This window comes from Flavobacterium soyangense (genome assembly GCF_015277675.1).
In the GTDB taxonomy this organism is placed as follows: Bacteria; Bacteroidota; Bacteroidia; order Flavobacteriales; family Flavobacteriaceae; genus Flavobacterium; species Flavobacterium soyangense.
In genome coordinates, this window is sequence record NZ_JADHEC010000001.1 from 161,999 (window position 1) to 180,819 (window position 18,821).

General features: G+C 34.6%; 16 protein-coding genes. 6 read left to right on the forward strand and 10 right to left on the reverse strand.

The genetic code is table 11. From position 1 onward, the window contains the following. Window positions 1-268: 268 nt before the first annotated feature. The 10 genes from bioA to IR213_RS00765 form a co-directional block, all read right to left on the reverse strand. Window positions 269-1,540 (reverse strand): adenosylmethionine--8-amino-7-oxononanoate transaminase, encoded by a 1,272-nt coding sequence (gene bioA / locus IR213_RS00720; protein WP_194310393.1) that lies wholly within the window; start codon window positions 1,538-1,540, stop codon window positions 269-271. Between the two features lie 87 nt (window positions 1,541-1,627). After that, window positions 1,628-2,260, reverse strand: a complete 633-nt coding sequence (bioD, locus tag IR213_RS00725; RefSeq protein ID WP_194310394.1) for a dethiobiotin synthase — start codon at window positions 2,258-2,260, stop codon at window positions 1,628-1,630. A 35-nt stretch (window positions 2,261-2,295) separates the two neighbouring features. After that, the gene (locus IR213_RS00730) at window positions 2,296-2,697 is read right to left on the reverse strand and encodes a GxxExxY protein (RefSeq protein WP_194310395.1); all 402 of its coding nucleotides are present in this window, start codon (window positions 2,695-2,697) and stop codon (window positions 2,296-2,298) included. Window positions 2,698-2,759: 62 nt separating this feature from the next. Next, on the reverse strand, window positions 2,760-3,911 hold the full coding sequence (locus tag IR213_RS00735) for an aminotransferase class I/II-fold pyridoxal phosphate-dependent enzyme (RefSeq protein ID WP_194310396.1): 1,152 nt from the start codon (window positions 3,909-3,911) through the stop codon (window positions 2,760-2,762). A 126-nt stretch (window positions 3,912-4,037) separates the two neighbouring features. Beyond that, window positions 4,038-4,319 (reverse strand): F0F1 ATP synthase subunit epsilon, encoded by a 282-nt coding sequence (locus IR213_RS00740; RefSeq protein ID WP_194310397.1) that lies wholly within the window; start codon window positions 4,317-4,319, stop codon window positions 4,038-4,040. A 75-nt stretch (window positions 4,320-4,394) separates the two neighbouring features. Continuing rightward, complete coding sequence (gene atpD / locus IR213_RS00745; RefSeq protein WP_194310398.1) at window positions 4,395-5,906, reverse strand: F0F1 ATP synthase subunit beta; 1,512 nt, start codon at window positions 5,904-5,906, stop codon at window positions 4,395-4,397. 246 nt (window positions 5,907-6,152) lie between these two features. Then, on the reverse strand, window positions 6,153-9,011 hold the full coding sequence (locus tag IR213_RS00750; protein ID WP_194310399.1) for a TonB-dependent receptor: 2,859 nt from the start codon (window positions 9,009-9,011) through the stop codon (window positions 6,153-6,155). A 284-nt stretch (window positions 9,012-9,295) separates the two neighbouring features. Next, entirely contained in the window at window positions 9,296-11,143 is a 1,848-nt protein-coding gene (gene glmS, locus IR213_RS00755; RefSeq protein WP_194310400.1) for a glutamine--fructose-6-phosphate transaminase (isomerizing), read from the reverse strand. 14 nt (window positions 11,144-11,157) lie between these two features. Beyond that, a complete protein-coding gene (locus IR213_RS00760; protein ID WP_194310401.1) occupies window positions 11,158-12,789 on the reverse strand; it encodes a DUF4270 domain-containing protein in 1,632 nt (543 codons plus the stop codon). 21 nt (window positions 12,790-12,810) lie between these two features. Next, a complete protein-coding gene (locus tag IR213_RS00765) occupies window positions 12,811-13,617 on the reverse strand; it encodes a glycogen/starch synthase (protein WP_194310402.1) in 807 nt (268 codons plus the stop codon). A gap of 78 nt (window positions 13,618-13,695) precedes the next feature. Here IR213_RS00765 and panC point away from each other — a divergent pair, with 78 nt between their 5' ends. From panC to IR213_RS00795, 6 genes are all read left to right on the forward strand, one after another. After that, window positions 13,696-14,574: a pantoate--beta-alanine ligase gene (panC, locus tag IR213_RS00770; protein WP_194310403.1), complete on the forward strand. Its 879-nt coding sequence runs from the start codon at window positions 13,696-13,698 to the stop codon at window positions 14,572-14,574. A gap of 14 nt (window positions 14,575-14,588) precedes the next feature. Next, entirely contained in the window at window positions 14,589-14,939 is a 351-nt protein-coding gene (gene panD, locus IR213_RS00775) for an aspartate 1-decarboxylase (protein ID WP_194310404.1), read from the forward strand. Between the two features lie 169 nt (window positions 14,940-15,108). Further along, window positions 15,109-16,257 carry an alpha/beta hydrolase gene (locus tag IR213_RS00780; protein WP_194310405.1) on the forward strand — a complete coding sequence of 383 codons (1,149 nt, stop codon included), beginning with the start codon at window positions 15,109-15,111 and terminating at the stop codon, window positions 16,255-16,257. Continuing rightward, window positions 16,257-17,618, forward strand: coding sequence for a DNA repair protein RadA (gene radA, locus IR213_RS00785; protein ID WP_194310406.1), 1,362 nt, complete (start codon window positions 16,257-16,259; stop codon window positions 17,616-17,618). The genes IR213_RS00780 and radA overlap by 1 nt, the downstream gene beginning before the upstream one ends. 125 nt (window positions 17,619-17,743) lie before the next feature. Then, on the forward strand, window positions 17,744-18,148 hold the full coding sequence (locus IR213_RS00790; RefSeq protein WP_228479049.1) for a hypothetical protein: 405 nt from the start codon (window positions 17,744-17,746) through the stop codon (window positions 18,146-18,148). 73 nt (window positions 18,149-18,221) lie between these two features. After that, a complete protein-coding gene (locus IR213_RS00795; protein ID WP_194310407.1) occupies window positions 18,222-18,668 on the forward strand; it encodes a hypothetical protein in 447 nt (148 codons plus the stop codon). The last annotated feature ends 153 nt before the right edge of the window (window positions 18,669-18,821 follow it).

Below are 18,821 nucleotides of genomic sequence, written 5' to 3' on the forward strand. Positions count from 1 at the left end.
CAAAGGTCGTGAAGTTTTTGCAAAAATGGCAACTATTTAACCACGAAGAGCACAAAGAAGGCACAAGGTTCACAAAGTTTTTATTTGAAATACTATGAAAACGGCACACAGATGATACAGATTTAGACCGATAAAAACGGGTTTTTATAATTATGAGAGCGATAAATGGAACGTAAATAAAAAACAGATTTATAAATTTTAACCCTATAAGGTCATTGAATTTTAATAGTGCTCTTAGTGCCTTCTTAGTGCACTTTGTGGTTAAATTCTAAACTATTTCCAAAACTTTTTCGACCACTTTGTACACTTTTTGTAATTGTTCGTCGGTGATAATATAGGGTGGCAAAATATAGACTATGTTACCAACAGGTCTCAGAATTATTCCGTTTTCAATGAAAAAATCATAGAGTTTGTTGCGCAAAGTTCCATAGTAACTTGCTGAACTTTCGGTTTTTATTTCCAAAGCAAAAATCACTCCCAGCACTCTTGTTGTAGTCACTTTTAGATTGGATTCAATATGCTTTTGAAAAGCCAAATGACTTTTATTTACTCGAGCAATATTGTCTTGCATTTCCTGGGTTTGCAACAAGGTTAAACTTGCCAAAGCAGCAGCACAACCCGTAGGATTTGCTGTAAATGTATGACCATGAAACAATGCTTTATTGATGTCTTCATCATAAAAAGCATCAAAAATGGCTGAAGTAAAAGTCGTAATAGCCATTGGGATTGTGCCGCCGGTCAATGCTTTTGACAAACACATCATATCTGGCTTTTCGGTCAGATAATCCATAGCAAAAGTCTTCCCTGTTTTTCCAAAACCTGTCATCACTTCATCGGCAATTGTGAGCACATTATTTTCTTGGCAAATCTTTATTAATTCATCAAGCGATTCGGGTTCGTACATTACCATTCCGGCAGCTCCCTGAACTAGTGGTTCAAAAATAAATCCTGCACAATTATGGTTTTTTATAACTTCGTGCAAAGTATCAAAACTTTCTTTTTCATGTCCTTTTATTGGAACCGGAATCCGCACCACATCAATAAACATTCCTTGGAAAGCTTGGGTGTAAAAGGATATTCCGCTGGCTGCCATTGCTGCAAAAGTATCACCGTGAAAAGCATTTTCGAAAGCAATTATGGTAGTTTTCTTTTCTCCCTTATTAAAAAAATATTGCAAAGCCACTTTAATCGCAACTTCAACAGCAGTTGAACCATTGTCAGAGAAAAATATTTTTTGTTGGTTTTTTGGCAAAATTTCCATCAGCCTTTCAGCCAAAATTACGGCAGGTTCATGTGTAAATCCTCCAAAAAGGACGTGCTCCAAGGTCGTCAATTGTTTATAAATTGCATCGGCAATAACCTTGTTCGAATGTCCATAAGGATTCACCCACCACGAGGCGATTGCGTCAATATATTCCTTGTTGTTTTCGTCCCAAAGTAAAGCGCCTTCCCCTCTTTTTATGGCAATAGGAAGCGCTGCGGTTTTGTGTTGTGTATAAGGATGCCAAAGGTGGTTTTGGTCTCTTTCAGTTAAGTTCATTGGATAAAGAATATAGATATTAGAGTATAGAAAAAAGACTAAACACTGTGATTTTCGACAAAGATAGGGAAGTCTATCCTCTTTATTCTATATTCTATTGTCTTGTAAACTCAATAGATTCTCTCGAAACAAATCAGCGTATTCCTGAATTACAGTTTGATCAAAAAAAGGTTCTTGTTCTATTCTTCCAATGCATTTTATTCCGGTTTTATTCAGAATCATTGTTTCAGAAGATTCGTTTTTGTCACCGCTGAAAATGATTCCTGCAATTTTTATTTTTCTATTTTTTAGTGCTTCGATGGTAAGCAAAGTATGATTGATACTTCCCAAATAATGCCTTGAAACCACAATCACTTTATAATCGGCTTGGATTAAATCGATGACGCAATCATTGCTGTTTAAGGGAACAAAGACACCGCCAGCACCTTCTATGACAAGATGATTTTTTGTTTTTGGTGCTGCAATTTGTTTTAAGTCAATCGTAATTCCGTCACGTTCAGCAGCGAGATGCGGACTGGCGGGCGTCTGCAATTGATATCTGTTTTCGTGGATAAAAGTTTTATCATTTGAAATATAACTTTTGATTTTATGACTGTCGGAATTATCCAAATCGCCTGCTTGAATGGGTTTCCAATAATCGGCCTCGAGTGCTTCAACAATTATAGCTGAAGCAATGGTTTTACCGACATCGGTTGAAATTCCTGTTATAAATAGTTTCATAGTTAGCCCACGGATAATACTGATTTAACAGATTATCACGGATTTTTTTTGTTTTGTTTCCTGTCGTTTGTATATATAATACGTTTAAATTCTGCGTCTTCTCCAAAATTTAATAATAAGCCAACTTCAATTTCAGTAGCTTTAAGATAATTCATTAATTGAGCAGAGTGAACATTTATAAGTAACTCACAAGCTTTAAGTTCAACTATTACATTGCCTTCTACCAATAAATCAGCATAATATTCGCCAACTAATTGATTTTTGAAATAGACTTTTATTGGTTTCTGTGCTTCAACTTTATATCCTAACGATTTTAACTCAAAATACATTGAGTTTTGATATACTTTCTCTAGAAAACCATAACCCAACTGATTATAAACATCATAATAGGTCTTTAAAATCGAATCAGTAATTTCCTTATGAAGCAAGTTTGACATAAATAATCCGTGTTAATCAGTAATATCGGTTTCACCTGCCTGCAGGCAGGCAGGTCAGTGGGCTAGTATACAAAAGTACTCAACAATCCTAACACTTCCGATATTTCTTCTTTTGAATTGAAGCTGTGAATACAAAACCGCAATCTTTCCTGACCTTCGGGGACGGTTGGCGACAAAATAGCCTTTACATCAAAACCTTTTTCCTGAATTTGCTTAGCAATTGATTTTACGTTCTGGTTTCCTGGAATTATGGCACTTTGAATGGCTGATTTGCTTCGGATAAACATAGGTTTCAATCCCAACAGATTTTTTCCCTGATTGAAATGAATTATGTTTTCTCTGAGTTTATTAATAGTATGTTTTTCAGATTCCAAATGTTGGTATGCTATTAAAATCGTAGCTGTAGAATGTGGAGAAAGTCCGGTAGTATAAATGAAACTTCGGGCAAAATTGACGAGATAATCCTTCAATTCTTCCGAACCTAAAACCGCTGCACCGTGACAACCTAATCCTTTTCCGAAAGTCATTATTCGGGCAAAAACTTGGTTTTGCAAACCCAACATTTGAACTAATCCTTCTCCATTTGAACCAAAAACCCCAAGCGAATGTGCTTCATCAATAACCAAATAACAATTGTGTTTTTCTGAAAGTTGTGCCAACTCTTCAAGATTTGGAGTGTCTCCGTCCATAGAAAAAACACTTTCGGTGACGATGTAAATGGCTGTTGGATCTTGGGTTTTAGGTCTTGGGTTTTGGATTAATCTTTCTAAATCCCCAAAATCGTTGTGCTTAAATTTATAGGCTTTTGCATTCGAAAGCTGGATTCCGTCTCGAATAGAAGCGTGACATAATTCATCATACAAAATCAAATCCCCTTTTTGAGGCACAGAACTAAAAAAACCAACATTGGCATCATAACCTGAATTAAAAATCAACGCACTTTCCGATTGATGAAATTTGGAAATATAATCTTCGGTTTCTTTATAGACTTTGTGGTTTCCGGATATTAATCTGGAACCGGTTGCGCCGTTTTGGATGAAGTTATTTTCAATTAAATACTGATGTGTTTTTTCGAAAATGGATTTGTTTTTTGAAAAACCGATATAATCATTGGAAGAAAAATCCATTGAATCATTGGGTAGAGATAATTTCCGTAAAGCATTGTTCTGCTTGCGGGATTCGAGTTTAACTGATAGATTTTTTGGAAACTTCATAAAGGCAAAGTTAGAAAAAAAATACAACTAAAAATTTAAACCTTCCAGCCTTTGAAAGGCTGGAAGGTTTAAAAAAAAAGTCACACATTACTGCATGACTTTCGGTTTTTTATAGTGAATTTTATCTTAGTCGGCTAAAACAATCACTTTATTATCTTTCATTTCGATAGTTCCGGAATTGATTTTCAGTGTGTAGGTCTGATCATTTATTCTAACAAAATTATCTATTGTTTCTTTATTAAAATCAAAACTTGCGGCTATAATTTTAATGTTTCCTTCTTTTAAAATAGAAACAATTGCTGCGTGATGATTCAATATTTGAAAACTACCGTCAACTCCGGGAAGAGTAACTGAGGTTACTTCTCCTTTAAATAATTTTGCTTCTGGTGATACTATTTCTAAAATCATAATTTTAAGTTATGAGTTATGAGTTATAAGTTATGAGTAAAACTGAATACTGCAAACTGCAAACTGTAAACTGATTTAAGCTTCTGCCAACATTTTTTCTCCGGCTTCGATAGCGTCTTCAATAGTTCCTTTAAGGTTGAAAGCTGCTTCTGGCAAGTGGTCTAATTCTCCATCAATAATCATATTGAATCCTTTGATGGTGTCTTTAATATCAACCAAAACTCCTTTTAATCCTGTAAATTGTTCTGCTACGTGGAACGGTTGTGACAAGAAACGTTGTACACGTCTTGCTCTTGAAACTGATAATTTATCGTCTTCAGAAAGTTCTTCCATACCAAGAATTGCAATAATGTCTTGCAATTGTTTGTATTTTTGAAGGATTTCTTTTACTCTTTGCGCACAGTTATAATGCTCATCTCCAATAATTTGAGGAGTTAAAATCCTTGAAGTTGAATCCAATGGATCAACTGCAGGATAAATACCTAACTCAGCAATTTTACGAGACAATACTGTTGTAGCATCTAGGTGAGCAAAAGTTGTAGCTGGTGCCGGATCAGTTAAATCATCCGCAGGAACGTAAACCGCTTGTACAGATGTAATAGAACCTTTGTTTGTAGATGTGATACGTTCTTGCATTGCTCCCATTTCTGTAGCCAATGTTGGTTGGTATCCTACCGCAGACGGCATACGACCCAAAAGTGCCGAAACCTCAGAACCTGCTTGTGTAAAGCGGAAGATATTATCAACGAAGAAAAGAACGTCTTTTCCTTGATCAGAACCTGCACCATCACGGAAATATTCTGCAATAGACAAACCTGAAAGTGCTACGCGAGCACGAGCTCCAGGAGGCTCATTCATTTGACCGAAAACGAAAGTAGCTTTTGACTCTCTCATTCCTGGCATATCAACTTTAGATAAATCCCATCCTCCATTTTCCATAGAGTGCATGAATTCATCACCGTATTTTATAATTCCTGACTCTAACATCTCACGAAGTAAGTCATTACCTTCACGAGTTCTTTCTCCTACCCCTGCGAATACAGAAAGTCCACCGTGACCTTTTGCTATATTGTTGATCAACTCTTGAATCAATACTGTTTTACCAACACCTGCACCACCGAACAATCCAATTTTTCCTCCTTTTGAATAAGGCTCAATCAAATCGATTACTTTGATACCTGTGAATAAAACTTCAGAAGAAGTTGATAAATCTTCAAATTTTGGTGCTTGTCTGTGAATAGACATTCCGTTTTCACCATCTTTTGGCAAGTTTCCAAGACCATCAATAGCATCTCCAATCACATTAAACAAACGTCCGTAAACATCCGCTCCAATTGGCATTTTAATTGGGTTTCCTGTTCCAACTACTTCATAACCTCTGCTCAAACCGTCTGTTGAATCCATTGAGATTGTACGAACAGTGTTTTCACCGATGTGAGATTGTACTTCAAGAACTAATAATGTTCCGTCTTTTTTAGTAATTTCTAATGAATCATAAATTTTTGGAAGCTCAACATCTTTTCCGTTGAAAACTACATCGACAACTGGCCCGATGATTTGGGCAACTTTTCCTATTACTTTTGACATTGCTTATGTATTTATTAAATAGCTATTCAGGTTTATGAAGTACAACCAATCGAAACTAATCGACTGGATGCGATTTCAGTGCGCAAAGGTAATTTTTTAAAATATAAAAATCAATACTTTTTTTATAAAAAAACAGACTGTTTTTGATGGTCTCTTCACATAAGGGAAATTAATTCCCAAAAGTGATTAAAAACAAAAAAACCATCCCTACAGGCGGGATGGTTTATCGAATAGATGAAAATTTTATTAAGGATTAATTGTCCAAGAAACAAAATATTGATGTCCAATTGCACCAGCCCCTAACACTTGGGTATATTCTTTACCTCCCAAGTTAGCTGCTCCAAGTTTAATTACCGATTTCAGTTTTGGAAGACTGTAATTAATTTGTGCATCGATAACCGTTGCAGAAGCTATTAAACCGTCCGCAAAGGTGGATTGCCATAAATATTCGTTATTCCATCTTACGCTGGCATTAAATCCAAAATTGTCAAAAAGTTTTTCATTCCCAATAGAAGCTTTAACTCTGTGTTTTGGGGTATTGAAACCAGCTTCAAAACTTGGGTCTTTGGCTTGGTCAAAATTAAATTGAGAATAGTTATAGTTAATTCCAAATTCATAATTTCCGAATATTTTTTTAGATAATCCTATACCAGCTCCAAGTGATTTAATTTCAAGATCCGTATTGGTGTATAATTGATATACTCTATAGTTCCCATTTGCAAGTGCGTGAACGGACTGTCCACCTGCATCAGCAGGACCCGCCAATAGATTTGGTGAATCTTGGGCAGTTCCATAATAAGGAGTAATTACATTTAAGTTTCCAATAAAGTTGTTATAAACATTGTAGTATCCATTAATATCAATATTAACATTTCGTATTTGAGAACGGTAACCCAATTCAAATGCTTTAACCTCTTCTGGTTTCACTAAACTAACATTTGCTTTTCTCAACAATAGTGCTGCTGCTACTGGATTAGCCCCTGCTAATACAGAAAACCCTCCTACAGATGACGCTGTATATGAGTTATTGTAGGCGTTTAATCCTTTCAAAACTTTTGTTGCTCCACCTGCTAAAACCTGTCCAATAGCTGTTGCTACCGGTAGTGTTTCTGAAAACCTTATCAAATTGTCTGGTGCAGAACCGATTAACGCTGCTGGCCCAACATTGAAACCAATATATTGATCTTGTGTGCTTGGATTTCTGAAACCTGTTTGAAAGGATCCTCTATAATTATGTTGTTTATTTTCCCCGCCTGAATATACGAATGATATTCTTGGAGAATAGCTCCCAGCAAAATTTTTGGATTTATCATATCGTAGAGAGCCTGTAAATTTTAACCTATCATTTATGAATTTTTTTTGTAATTGAGTATATGCTCCGTATTCATTATAATTAATAGGACTAATAGCGTCGGTATATATTCTACCGTGAGAATTTAATTGATATTCTCTATAAGATCCACCAACTTGAATTTCAGCAAATTTGATAATGTCTTTAAAATTGTAATTGGCGTCAGAATGGTATATTTTAGAATTATCTACCAATTTTGACCCTGTTAATATACTTGGATCAGCAATTACTTGATTAAATGCATTTTGAAAAGCAGCAGTACCAGGGACTAATCTGCCTGTATCTGCAACAGAACGAGCGAACGCATTAGATGCTGTTGAATTTCCCGCTAAACCTGAAATAGGAACTAATCCAGCTACAGCTTTAGCATAAGCTACTGCATATTGCGTAAACCAATCTGAGTCAGATTTCCATTTTCTATTTACATTCCAACCCGTAAATTGCATATCATAAGATTTTCCGCCATCCTCTGTAGTGGTATATCCTCTTACAAAAAAGTTTTTCCCTTTTATTTCCAATTTATGCTGCTGCATAAAAAAATTGTTTAAATAATATCTATTTCCACCTTGATAAACGGCATTACCGTAGCCAAATTTACTTTGCCAAATAATTTCTAGATTTTCATTTCCCAATGGTCTAAAATGAAGAGAAAAATCAATTTTAGTGTTACTTGCTTTATTATTCGTTAAATCCGTTTCATTATATCCTGTTCTAGATACGTTACCTTGATTAGCCAAAGTTGGCAATAATGGAGCAAATGCAGGGTTAGCCGCTGCAATTTTTTGCCCTATATTATAAATATTTGCACTTACTTCATCTCCATATACATTTATACCGTCATAATTTTTATCGCTTCTGGTCACTCCCGGTCTAGTCTTGTCGTCGTAGTTCGTGGCAAACCAATCCGTCCCATTCAAATAGGTAAAGTTAGCTTTTGCAGCAAAATATTTATTGAAAGCATGTGCCATTCTTATTCCAAAATCATGAAATTCATTTGTTCCCGCAGCCTTTTGGCTAGTTTCACCATATTTAAGATACGTAGAAATTCCTTGATAGGTAAATGGGCTTTTGCTGTTCATAAACAGAATTCCATTAAAAGCATTCGCCCCATACAAAGCAGATGATGCTCCAGGCAACAACTCTACACTTTGAACATCAATTTCCGAAACACCTACTAAATTTCCCAAAACAAAATTCAACAATGGAGAAGAATTATCCGCTCCATCAACTAATTGCAAAAAACGGGTGTTGGCAACAGTGGCAAAGCCACGAGTATTTATTGATTTAAAAGTTAAACTACTTGTGTTCATTTGTACTTCTTTCAAGTTTTCCAGCCCATCGTAAAATGAAGGAGAGGCAGTTTTCTTGATCTCCTTAATCCCCATTCTTTCAATGGTAACAGGCGATACTAAAATTCTTTCTGGAGTTCTTGATGCTGAAACTACAACTTCACTTAATTGTGTTTCTTCATTTGTAAGTTTAACACTTACATTTTGAATGTTTGAAGTAACACTTACTCTTTTAGATTCATAACCTACGCTTGTTACTTCGATTGTTAGAGGGGCATTTTTTGAAGTATTTAAAGTGAATTTTCCATCACCATCGGTGACTGTTCCAGCTTTATCACCAATAACTTGGATGTTAGCACCAAGAATAGGCTGGTTGTTAATGTTTGTAACAGAACCTGTTATTGTATTTTGAGCAAAAATAATGCTGCAAAAAAACAAAGACAAGATAAGTAAATAGTTTCTCATTGGGTTAAATTTTGTTGGTTAATGCGACCAAAGTACAAATAATTTTGATATTAATAAAAAAACACACTATTAATTTAATATATCATAATTTAAGAATATTTACACAGACAGTCAATTATTAAATTAATGATGATTATTTAGTTAAAAACATGCGATATGTTATGCGTGCATATAAAATTTATTTACAAAAATGAACTTATCTTAAAAATTTTATCAAAAAAAATTTACAAAAAAAAGCGAAATCAAAAAATTTCGCTTTAAATGAAGGTATGTGAAGCATTAGTCTATTCAACAGTAACTGACTTAGCTAAATTTCTAGGTTGATCTACATTACAACCTCTCATAACCGCTATGTGATACGATAAAAGTTGTAAGGGAATCGTCGTTATTAATGGAGACAATGCATCAGATGTTTCTGGAATTTCAATAACATAATCTGCCAATTCACGTACTTGGGTATCTCCCTTTGTAACTACGGCTATAATTATTCCACTTCTGGATTTAATCTCCTGAATATTACTTACAATTTTGTCATAATGACCTTGTTTTGGAGCAATAATCACTACTGGCATATGCTCATCTATTAAAGCTATTGGCCCGTGTTTCATTTCGGCTGCAGGGTAACCTTCGGCATGAATATAGGAGATTTCTTTGAGTTTTAAAGCTCCTTCAAGTGCAACAGGAAAATTATAACCTCTGCCTAAATATAGACAATTGTGCGAATCTTTGAATACAGCAGCAATCTCTTTGGCTTTCGCATTCGTTTCTAATGCTTCTTTTACTTTTTCAGGAATAATTTCCAACTCCTGCAAATATCTATGAAAATCTGTGTTGGATAATGTTCCTTTGGCTTTGGCCAAACGCAACGCCATCATTGTTAAAACAGTAATTTGAGTGGTAAATGCTTTTGTAGAAGCTACACCAATTTCCGGGCCTGCATGAGTATGAGAACCTGCGTGAGTTTCACGAGAAATTGAAGAACCTACTACATTACAAACTCCGTAAACAAATGCTCCTTTTTCTTTGGCAAGCTTTATGGCTGCCATTGTATCTGCCGTCTCTCCAGATTGAGATATAGCAATTACGACGTCTTTGCTACCTATTATTGGATTTCTATATCTAAATTCAGAAGCATATTCCACTTCAACAGGAATTCTGGTAAATTCTTCAAATATATATTCTGCAACTAACCCTGCATGCCACGAAGTGCCACAAGCAACAATAATAATTCTTTCTGCATTCAGAAATTTTTCTAAATTATCTTCAACACCTGACATCTGTATTATGCCTTCATTTGCATGAAGCCTTCCGCGATAAGTATCTTTTATAACGCTAGGTTGTTCATAAATTTCTTTTAACATAAAGTGCTCGTAACCGCCTTTTTCAATTTGTTCCAAGTTCATTTGAAGTTCTTGAATATAGGGGTCAACTAAAGAATCATCTTTAATTTTTCGGACTTTCATCGGTTTGTGCAGCCTGATATTTGCCATCTCACCGTCTTCTAAATATACCGCGTTCGAAGTGTATTCTATAAATGGTGAAGCATCTGAGGCAATAAAATATTCACCTTCTCCAATTCCTATTGCCAATGGACTTCCCAAACGGGCAACAACAATTTCATCAGGATTTTTTTTATCAAAAACAGCTATTGCATATGCTCCGAATACTTGATTCAATGCAATCTGAACTGCTTTTCCTAATTTTAATTTTTCCTTTTTCTGAACTTCTTCTATAAGATTTATAAGGACTTCAGTATCTGTATCAGAATGAAAAACATAGCCTCTTTTTATTAATTCTACTTTGAGAGGAGCATAATTTTCAATAATTCCATTATGAATTATGACCAAATCTCCTGAATTTGAAAGGTGAGGATGTGAATTTACATCGTTTGGCACCCCGTGAGTTGCCCAGCGTGTATGACCAATTCCTATAGTTCCATTGGTGGAAATTTCTTTTGCGGCTTTGACTTCGAGGTCTATAACTTTACCTTTTGTCTTACAGAGTTTTATGTCATTTCCATCATATAACATTACGCCGGCACTATCATAACCTCTGTATTCAAGCCTTTTTAATCCTTTTATAACAATAGGATAAGCCTCTCTATAGCCGATATATCCAACAATTCCACACATGATTTTTTGGTTTATTAATTAGGTTTTGTATAGTAAATTTCAAGTTTTAATCTTTTATCGACCGGAACTGTAGTTTTGCCTCCAAAAAGAATAGTCCCTAAAGGATTCATGACACTGGCTTTTGGAGCTTGTGAAATTTTAGCGGTTGGCGTCCTTAAACTATTGGAATTAGCAATTCTTATATCTTCAGTAACGACAACCCCCAACTTAACATTAGTTGAATCCGAATATTTAACAAGGTTTCGGATATGATTTGTGATTCTGATTTTATAGGTTGTGCCTCTCTTAGTTACAGCATCTCTATTGATGTTTCCGTCAAATACTACTTTTGCTGCTTTGGGTCTCACGGCAGGAGATCCATCAACAAAATAATCTATTACTGGACGATTATTGGTAAAATCAAATAAATAAATTCTGTCTGGTTCGTAACTTTTTTTAAATTCTGTGTTTTCAGAATCAACATTAAAAACTAGATTAGCTTCGTTTATTAACCAGCCACTTTTTCGAATTATATCTAATTCGTCAGCCACTCCATTTGGACTACCTGTTGTTCCGTCAGCACCAAAAAGGTCAGGACCAAAAAGTTTTAAAACAGCCAAAGAACCTTCACCACCTTTTAAATATAATTTTTCATCTCCAAGAATAGGGTTTGAGTTAGTTGTGGCATTAGAATAATCAACATTTGTGTTGCTCTGAACCGGCATACTAACCGTATTTCCTGTCATATTAAGAATAATCGACTTTTCAACTCTTGTTACGGTAGTTACGCCACTTACTGTAGTAGACAAATCTTCTTTGTATTTAATGGTGATTGTTCCTTTTGCGAAATTTATCATTGCTAAACTTCCAGCGTCAGTAGATTGTTCTACTTTGAAATACAATCCTCTAAAATAATTTTTAAAAACATCATTTGTGGTTAAACTTCCTGATGGTGCATGAATTATTTTAGAATCGAAAAATGCCTTGTTCAATTTCAAACGCATACTTGGTAAAGTTCTTGTTGTGGTAACTTTACCCGTTGTTGCATCCGTAACATTTACTTTATGCTCAGCTGGGTCAAAGAAAAACTCATTATTTTGAGCAACATTTGCATTATCATTTAAACGATTTCCAATTTTAAGATTGTCAAAATCAGTATTTTGATCAGTGAAGTATTTTTGTGCATTTAGAAATCCTCCAATAGGATCTAAATCCCTCATATAATACCCAGATTCATAAACGCTTAGCTTTATTTTTGCTTTAGGCTCACCATAAATAGAGTCTAATTTATAAACATGATTGCCGTCTACATCTGTCGATTTTAATGTGCTGAAATAAGGCACCTCAACATAAACACTATCAATCACGGGATTTATTCCAATAACAGGATCCGGGCTTGATAATATTAATTGTGTTGCGAAATTTGCTGTAGTTTTTCCAAAAGCGGGATTATCATATATTCCCAACGCATTTACAGCTAGATTATCTGATTGTATTGGAGTGATTTTTTCGTTATAAGCAACTACATTTGAAGTATATTTAGCTAAATCAAAATGATTATCACCAATTAAAGTATCTCCAACCGAGCTAAATTCTTTATCGCATGAAACGAAAAGAAGGATACTTACAAAAAACAAAATTGATTTAATAATAGAATTATTGTGCATGTTTACTAGAAAATATTTAATTTAAAGAACAAAATTTTTATAAAAATTCGAATACGCTTCTGCGAATTTATCTTTCGGTGCGAAAGGTAAAAAAGGTTTTCCTGAAGATTCTATAAATTTTGTTAAACTTGGAGAGAGGTTATCCGAAGCAATAATAACGGCATCAGAATGGCTGATTGTTGCTTTCATAATATTTTCATAGTCAGGGTTTTCCAAATCTAAAATAGCTTCACCCGGCACATTGTCAAACTTAATTTTATTAATCATTTCTATATCCAATGTCCCTTCAAAAGACTGGCTGTAAACCGAAGTTACAATTTTAGTGTCTGAAAATAAGGCTTCATTTTTGTAAAAATGCTTCATATAAATGGGCAACATTGCTGCCATCCAGCCGTGAACATGAATAATATCAGGAACCCAATTAAGTTTTTTTACGGTTTCAACAACTCCTTTTGCAAAGAAAATAGCTCGTTCATCATTATCAGGAAACATAACACCCTCTTCATCAGTAAATGTTGCTTTCCGTTTAAAATATTCATCATTGTCAATAAAATAGACCTGTATTCTTTCTTTAGGGATTGAAGCTACTTTTATTATCAAGGGCATATCCAAGTCATTCACTACCAGATTCATCCCCGAAAGTCTAATTACTTCGTGCAATTGATGCCTTCTTTCGTTTATATTTCCATATCTAGGCATGAAAATTCTAATTTGTCCGCCTTGATTATTAATCATTTTTGGAACTTCGTAAGACATTGAAGAGACCTCATTTTCAGCTAGATAGGGCACAACTTCTGATGATACATATAATATCCTCTTATCTTCCATATTGTATTTTACTTAATTTATTGGGAATAAAATCCATGCAAAATTACAAAAATTTATGCAGTTATAGACTAAAATATTATGTTTGCATCTTATTTCAATAAAACATCTATGCATATTTTCTACGGAAAAGCAGTTTTAATAGATTATTTAAAATCAATTAAAACCAATCATTCCACCATTGGTTTTGTTCCAACTATGGGTGCTTTACACCAAGGCCATTTGTCATTGATGCAACAATCAATGTCCGAAAATGAAACCACTGTTGTGAGCATTTTTGTAAATCCAACGCAGTTCAATAATCCCGAAGATTTAGCAAAATATCCCAGAACACTAGAGGAAGACCTGAAAAAAATTACCGGTTTAAGTTCAGAAATCATAGTATATGCGCCGCCAATTGACGATATTTATGACGGAAAACCATCTTCCAATTTTTTTGATTTTGACGGTTTAGAAAATCAAATGGAAGGCAAATTCAGACCCGGGCATTTTAACGGAGTAGGCACAATTGTAAAACGCCTTTTCGAAATTGTGGAACCTTCAAACGCCTATTTTGGAGAGAAAGATTTTCAACAATTACAAATTGTGAAGAAAATGGTCGCTAAAAACAAGATGAAAGTCAATGTGATAGGTTGTCCTATACACAGAGAACCTAATTATCTGGCGATGAGTTCCAGAAATGTACTTTTATCTCCAGAAGAAAAACATGAAGCTTCAATAATTTATAAAACATTAATTGGTGCAAAAGAAAAATTCAAAACAAATAGTGCCAAAACTGTAACGGAATGGGTTCAAAAAGTATTCGATAAAAATCCAACTTTCACCTTAGAATATTTCGAAATTGCAGATGAAATGACACTTTTGCCTTGCCTAAGAAAAAGTAAAACCAAAAATTACCGTGCTTTTATTGCAGTTATTGTCAACAAAATTCGATTAATTGACACCATTTCATTAAATTAATTTACTTTTGCCAAATGCAAATTCAAGTCGTAAAATCAAAAATTCACCGTGTAAAAGTAACTGGCGCCGATTTAAATTATATCGGTAGCATTACTATTGACGAAGCATTGCTTGAAGCTTCAAATATTATTGAAGGCGAAAAAGTCTCCATAGTAAACATCAATAATGGGGAGCGATTTGAAACTTATGCAATCGTGGGTGAAAAAAATTCCGGTACAATAACTCTAAACGGACCCGCTGCCAGAAAAGTGCAAAAAGACGATATTATCATTATTATTTCTTATGCCACGCTAGATTTTGAAGAAGCCAAAACCTTCAAACCTTGGATTATATTCCCGAATGAAAAAGACAATTCACTGACTTAATTATTATAAAATTTATTCTCAAAATTTCTAAGATATTTTTCGTCTTTGGTTTTGATTTATTTTCTTTTTACCATTTCTGATTCAAAAAAAGCAAATAAAAAGTATTATATTGCTACTCTTTTTGCACCGAAGATTCGGGATAAAATTAATTTCAAAAACTCCAGAAATTATGAAGAAATTATTGCTAATGTTGCTTTTTTCAGTCTCCGTTTTTTCGCAAAAAACCACCGAAACTTTCGTTTCAACCAAGTTGAAGGAAAGTCGGGAAATCACGATTGGATTGCCTCCATCTTATGAAAAAAATCCAAATAAAAAATATCCAATACTCCTTTTACTTGATGGGGATTACTTATTTGACCCTTTTTATGGCGCTTTGAACTACGGTGCCTATTGGGATGATTTACCCGAAACAATTATCATTGGCATCAGCCAAAATAAAAATGAGGAACGAATAGACGACAGCAATTATGACGAATCAACTGATTTACCTTCCGGGAAAGGAGCTCAATTCTTTGAATTTATTGGCGGTGAATTACTCCCTTATATCGAAAAAAAATATCGGATTGCTCCTTTCCGACTTATTGCCGGACACGACACAACAGCAGGTTATTTAAACTTTTTCTTGTACAAGGATAACCCAATATTTAACGCCTACATTTCCCTAAGCCCAGAACTTGTTCCTGAAATGGAAACCCGCATTCCTGATAATTTTTTGAAATTAAAACAACCCATCTTTTATTACCAATCTACTGGAGACGGCGACATAAAAGACATATTGGAATCAGTAAAAAAACTGGACGAAAACATTAAAACAGCAGTAAATCCAATAGTTAACTACAAGTACGATGCGTTTAAAGACGCCTCACATTATTCTGCTGTGCTTTTTTCAATTCCAAATGCTTTGTACCAAATTTTTGATTGTTACAAACCCATTACTATGGCTGAATTTACAGAGAAAATTGCTGTTCTTCCAAATGGACAAGTAAAATATCTAACCGATAAATACGATGGCATTACAAAAACATTAGGACTGAAAGTCCAAATAAGAGTATCCGATTTTAAAGCTATCGAGGCAGCAATTTTAAAAAACAAAGCTTATCAGGAATTAGACAAATTAGCCGAATTAGCCAGAAAAAATTACCCGAAATCGATGCTTGCCGATTATGAATTAGGCTTAATGTATGAAAAAATGGGAGATTCAAAAAAAGCAGCAAAATCATATCAAAAAGCAACTCAATTAGAGCAAATTGGAGATTTGAACAAAGATTTGATGTTTGAAAAATTAGATGAAATGCAAAGTTTAACACTCAAAAAATAATGTCAAAAGTAAAAACTTCCTTTTTTTGCCAGAATTGCGGTGCACAATATTCAAAATGGCAAGGACAATGCAATTCCTGCAAAGAATGGAATACCATTGCAGAGGAAATTATTCAAAAAGAAGAAAAATCAAGTTGGAAACCTTCAACTCCTGACTCCAAAAGAGTTTCAAAACCCTTACGGATTAACGAAATTGATTCCAGCCAAGAAGTAAGAATGGACACGCGTGACAGCGAACTCAATCGGGTGTTAGGTGGCGGGATTGTTCCTGGTTCTTTAATCCTTTTGGGCGGTGAACCCGGCATTGGAAAAAGCACGCTTTTGCTCCAAATTTCTTTAAAATTACCCTACAAAACCTTATATGTTTCGGGCGAGGAAAGCCAAAAACAAATAAAAATGCGTGCCGAAAGAATCACGCCAAACAGCGATAATTGCTATATTCTTACAGAAACCAAAACACAAAATATTTTCAAGCAAATTGAAGCTATTGAACCTGAAATCGTGATTATTGATTCCATTCAAACGCTTCATACGGACTATATCGAATCAACTCCCGGAAGTATTTCCCAAATTCGGGAAACTACTGCAGAATTGATAAAATTTGCCAAGGAAACGAATATTCCCGTCATTCTGATTGGTCATATTACCAAGGACGGAAATATTGCGGGACCCAAAATTTTGGAACATATGGTCGATACCGTTTTACAATTCGAAGGCGATAGAAATCACGTGTACCGCATTTTACGCTCACTAAAAAACCGTTTTGGCTCCACTGCCGAAATCGGGATTTATGAAATGTTGGGGAACGGTTTACGCGAAGTTTCAAACCCTTCTGAGATTTTGATTTCACACAAAGACGAGGAATTATCAGGAACTGCAATCGCTTCAACACTAGAAGGAATGAGACCGCTGATGATTGAAATTCAATCCTTGGTCAGCACCGCAGTTTATGGAACTCCTCAACGTAGCACAACGGGTTACAACGCCAAAAGGTTGAATATGATTTTGGCAGTTTTAGAAAAACGTGCCGGTTTCCGTTTGGCTTCAAAAGATGTTTTTCTTAATATAACTGGAGGAATTTCTGTAGATGATCCCGCCATTGATTTGGCAGTTGTGGCGGCCATTTTATCCTCTAATGAAGATATTCCGGTAAATAAAGATTTCTGTTTTGCGGGCGAAGTAGGACTTTCTGGTGAAATTCGTCCCGTAAACCGCGTGGACCAACGCATTCAGGAAGCAGAAAAATTAGGCTTTTCGACTATTTTTGTATCCAAATATAATAAAATTGCCTTGAAAAACACGATAATAAAAATCCGATTGGTCGCAAAAATTGAAGACGTGGCTGGCGAGTTGTTTGGGTAAAACTTTATTTACATAAAACGTTAAATTTGACAAAAAGGGACTATTTCTCTAATTAATCAAGATTGAATTTCATTTTTTCTTCGTAAATTTATGTGTTCTTTTCTACTATGGGAAGAATATAGAAAATGAAACCATCATCTAATACAATGATTCATTTCTACCAACAACTTGGCAAGCTATTCTATGGCGTCGCCTCAGTGGACAAAACCATCCGTAAAGAAGAAATCGCACAACTCAAAGAAATCGTTAAAAAAGAATGGGTTCCAATTGAAAACACCTTTAACGAATTTGGTGATGATTCTGCATACCAAATCGAAATTGTTTTTGACTGGCTCGTAGAGAATGATTGGAACATTGGCAAAGTGATTCCAAATTTTAAAATTTTTAAAAAAGAACATCCTAGTTTATTCACACCCCAAGTAAATGACTTAATCCTAAAAACCGCAAAGGCAATCGCAAATTCCTTTTCGGGAAAAAACAAATCAGAATCGGTTCTAATTACTGAATTGCGCAATATTTTGTTTCAATAGCAAACATTAAATTGAGGAAACCGTTACTGAAGTTACTTGAAAAATAATTCATTTTAACATAAAAAATAAAGTCATGGAAAAGCAAGTAGGCATCTGGATAGACACCAAAAAGGCAATAATTGTTACTCTTGATGGTCACAAAGAAGAAAAAATCACCGAGATAGATTCTGAAGTTGAAAACAGGGTTTATCACGACAAAGAAGGCGACAAAGGGACTTTCTCAGGAAGTCATCATAGCGACAGCGAAACTAAATTTGACAACCGAAAAAAGGAGCAAATGGACTATTATCTTGATGCAGTGATGGACTATATCAAGAAATCTGATTACTTATATGTTTTTGGCCCAGGGGAAACCAAAACAAAATTGGAACAACGAATACGTGACAAAAAATCACTTGGGAAAATTAACTTAAAAGCAGTTGAAACAGCTGGTAATATGACTTTAAATGAAATTGTGGCACAGGTTAAGGATTTCTACAATCCTTTGCAACGCAAAGTTAATTTGGCAAAACAACGATAAATTTTTAAGCCAAACCATTTCTAATCCACAACACATAAAAAGTGTTGTGGTTTTTTTTGCTCTTAAATAAAAGAAGTTGTTATAAAAGAAATTTGCAAAGAGAATCATAAAATTATTCCTGTTTCAGTTTTTTTACTTTCCTTTATAGCCGTC

Bases quoted from the DNA above. Each gene is read 5' to 3' on its own strand.
- panD (WP_194310404.1), top strand. From the start codon at position 14,589: ATGCAAATTCAAGTCGTAAAATCAAAAATTCACCGTGTAAAAGTAACT.
- IR213_RS00735 (WP_194310396.1), bottom strand. From the start codon at position 3,911: ATGAAGTTTCCAAAAAATCTATCAGTTAAACTCGAATCCCGCAAGCAG.
- glmS (WP_194310400.1), bottom strand. From the start codon at position 11,143: ATGTGTGGAATTGTTGGATATATCGGCTATAGAGAGGCTTATCCTATT.
- IR213_RS00790 (WP_228479049.1), top strand. From the start codon at position 17,744: ATGAAACCATCATCTAATACAATGATTCATTTCTACCAACAACTTGGC.
- bioD (WP_194310394.1), bottom strand. From the start codon at position 2,260: ATGAAACTATTTATAACAGGAATTTCAACCGATGTCGGTAAAACCATT.
- panC (WP_194310403.1), top strand. From the start codon at position 13,696: ATGTTTGCATCTTATTTCAATAAAACATCTATGCATATTTTCTACGGA.
- IR213_RS00750 (WP_194310399.1), bottom strand. From the start codon at position 9,011: ATGAGAAACTATTTACTTATCTTGTCTTTGTTTTTTTGCAGCATTATT.
- IR213_RS00780 (WP_194310405.1), top strand. From the start codon at position 15,109: ATGAAGAAATTATTGCTAATGTTGCTTTTTTCAGTCTCCGTTTTTTCG.
- IR213_RS00730 (WP_194310395.1), bottom strand. From the start codon at position 2,697: ATGTCAAACTTGCTTCATAAGGAAATTACTGATTCGATTTTAAAGACC.
- radA (WP_194310406.1), top strand. From the start codon at position 16,257: ATGTCAAAAGTAAAAACTTCCTTTTTTTGCCAGAATTGCGGTGCACAA.
- atpD (WP_194310398.1), bottom strand. From the start codon at position 5,906: ATGTCAAAAGTAATAGGAAAAGTTGCCCAAATCATCGGGCCAGTTGTC.
- IR213_RS00795 (WP_194310407.1), top strand. From the start codon at position 18,222: ATGGAAAAGCAAGTAGGCATCTGGATAGACACCAAAAAGGCAATAATT.
- IR213_RS00740 (WP_194310397.1), bottom strand. From the start codon at position 4,319: ATGATTTTAGAAATAGTATCACCAGAAGCAAAATTATTTAAAGGAGAA.
- IR213_RS00760 (WP_194310401.1), bottom strand. From the start codon at position 12,789: ATGCACAATAATTCTATTATTAAATCAATTTTGTTTTTTGTAAGTATC.
- IR213_RS00765 (WP_194310402.1), bottom strand. From the start codon at position 13,617: ATGGAAGATAAGAGGATATTATATGTATCATCAGAAGTTGTGCCCTAT.
- bioA (WP_194310393.1), bottom strand. From the start codon at position 1,540: ATGAACTTAACTGAAAGAGACCAAAACCACCTTTGGCATCCTTATACA.